General features: G+C 62.2%; 4 protein-coding genes. 1 reads left to right on the top strand and 3 read right to left on the bottom strand.

Going from position 1 to position 2,129, the window contains the following annotated elements; all coding sequences use genetic code 11:
• The 3 genes from KZA10_RS13085 to KZA10_RS13075 all read right to left on the bottom strand — a co-directional run.
• Positions 1–187, bottom strand: a 187-nt coding sequence (locus KZA10_RS13085) for a transposase (RefSeq protein WP_218682126.1), incomplete at its 3' end; no start/stop codon positions are given.
• Between the two features lie 46 nt (positions 188–233).
• The gene (locus KZA10_RS13080) at positions 234–932 is read right to left on the bottom strand and encodes a hypothetical protein (RefSeq protein ID WP_218683090.1); all 699 of its coding nucleotides are present in this window, start codon (positions 930–932) and stop codon (positions 234–236) included.
• 142 nt (positions 933–1,074) lie between these two features.
• Positions 1,075–1,578: a hypothetical protein gene (locus KZA10_RS13075; protein ID WP_218683089.1), complete on the bottom strand. Its 504-nt coding sequence runs from the start codon at positions 1,576–1,578 to the stop codon at positions 1,075–1,077.
• A gap of 151 nt (positions 1,579–1,729) precedes the next feature.
• On the opposite strand from KZA10_RS13075, the gene KZA10_RS13070 reads away from it, so the two are divergent.
• Positions 1,730–2,035: a hypothetical protein gene (locus tag KZA10_RS13070; protein WP_218683088.1), complete on the top strand. Its 306-nt coding sequence runs from the start codon at positions 1,730–1,732 to the stop codon at positions 2,033–2,035.
• The last annotated feature ends 94 nt before the right edge of the window (positions 2,036–2,129 follow it).

Raw genomic sequence — 2,129 nt, 5'->3', positions numbered from 1 at the left:
CCCCTTCGACACGGGATTGGCCGGGCTTGGCACCCTCGTCGACGTCGGCGCGACGCAGCCACTTCTGCAACGTCATCGGGTGGACCCCGAAGTCTTTCGCGATCTGCTCGATCGTCACTCCGGGCTCACGGTTCCGCGCGACGCGCACGACGTCATCACGGAACTCGGTCGGGTAGGGCTTGGGCACAGCAACATCCTTCCAGGCCACCCTCGAGGGCAAGCCAGATCAGATGTCACCTATTCGTGCAGCAGTCCCCTACCCGAGTCGAGGGGATAGACGTGCCCTGCACCTGACGACGCACAGCGATAACACTGCGCTCGAAGTCGATATCCCCAACCTGCAAGCCCGCAGCTTCACCGAGCCGCAAGCCGGCGAACACGCACACCGCCACGAACAACCGGAACTCCCCCGCGGACTCGAGTGCGGTCGCCACCTGATCCGCGGTCAGAGTCCGCATCTTCGCCTCACGTTTCCGCTGCCGTGGGGTCTTCACCCTCACAGCAGGGTTACGCGCGATCACCTGGTTATCCACAGCCGCACGAAACGCCATCTGCACGTAGTTGAGCCGGGTGCGGATCGTGGACGCCGCTAGGCCGCGCTCAGACTCCCGCGTGACCCACGTCTGCACATCCCCGTGCTTCACATCCCGGATCGCTCGCATACGGCACGGCACCGACTCCACAGCGGTCTTCGCGGCTGTCGTCGTCCCCGGCACCCACACTTGCATAGTGAGCCACCTCGACACCCACTCATCCCACGTCACACGGCCCGCTGTGGGGTCTGCCCACTGCCCTGTGACCATCGCGGCTGTCTGCTCATCTAGCCACTTCTGAGCGGCCTTCTTCGTCTTCTCATGCTTGGAATGCTCCTTACCGTTCTGATCCCGGTAGCGAGCACGCCATACTCCGTTAGGCCTCTGCTTGACGCTCATGGCTACCCGTTCCGAGCCCCAAGGAAGCGACCAGCTGTGTGGCACAGGTTCCCTGACTACGACGCAGAACTACTCACCGTCGAACTCTGACCCCCTATAGGCCCGTCCTAGCTTCGGCTGGGACGGGCCTTCTCCTGTTTAGTCAGGCTCTACGCGGAACGTTCGCGAGAACGGCTGCGGCCTGCGCTTCGTTCAGTTCCCACTTCTTGTGCTTGACGCGGTCGGGATACGTGGCGCGTAGGTAGTCCCGAACGACTTTCCCAGGGCGAGTCTCGTCTGTGTACCCGAGAAGCCGAGCGAGTTGCTTCGGCGTGTACGTCTGTCCTCGGCGCCTCGGACGAATGCCAGCGTCGATCCCACCACTGGGCGTGCCATCCTTGCGCAACCGATAGCGATCGCTGACGCCGGCAGCCTCGGCGAACGCGTGAACGTCGAAGTTCGGGTCATGATCGCTAAGCGCTTGAGCGACTACCCACATGACGTTAACGTGGACAGTTCCTGCCTCGTCGTCGCTGAGTTGCGCAGTCTTGGTGCGGTCGGTGACTCGGTCGTGGCGGGCGCCATCTGCGCGAGAATGGGCATCCGACCAGTCCTGAGACCTGATCTCGTCGGCGAGTGCCTGGGCAATGGTGCTGAGCTTATTCACGTGTCCTCCTAGCGGGCAGTAGCGCGCACTACGCACTACTTCGAACCTCGCCCCTACGGCGAGATGACCAGAGTACCGCCCGACATCGCAAAAGTGGCGGACCGAGCCGTATCTTCTCCGCGGCCGCAAGGTGTCTCGTTATGCTGGTGCGATGAAGTACGTCTTCGAAGGTGGACCGCGAGACGCGGAGATTTCCGAGGAACTTCCTCTCGGATATGCAGTCAGACAGGTCGATCCAGCCTCTCCAAAGCCAGATGATGAGAGCACGGTCCCCGCTGAGTGGCTGGGCCTCGCAGATGAGGCGTTGATGCGATCTTTGCCGGAGCACGAACTCACCATGACCTACGACATCAACCGCAAAGTCGCTGCTGACTGGCACGAACCAGACGCTGGACGCAAAGCGATTGCAGCGCACCATCAGCGCCTAGCTGTGATGTCCAGGGACGTTGTTGCGTGAATCGCGCGTGAGCTGTTGAGAGACGAAGGCCTCCGGTTGCGAGAGTGGAGCTGTCTAGAAACCGCTCACGCAACACAGGAGGCCTTCGTGTCCC

It is taken from the genome of Microbacterium sp. BF1, assembly GCF_019279095.1.
Lineage (GTDB): Bacteria > Actinomycetota > Actinomycetes > Actinomycetales > Microbacteriaceae > Microbacterium > Microbacterium maritypicum.
The sequence above is the reverse complement of the archived record's forward strand: the minus strand, read 5'-3'. Positions and strand labels throughout refer to the sequence as shown.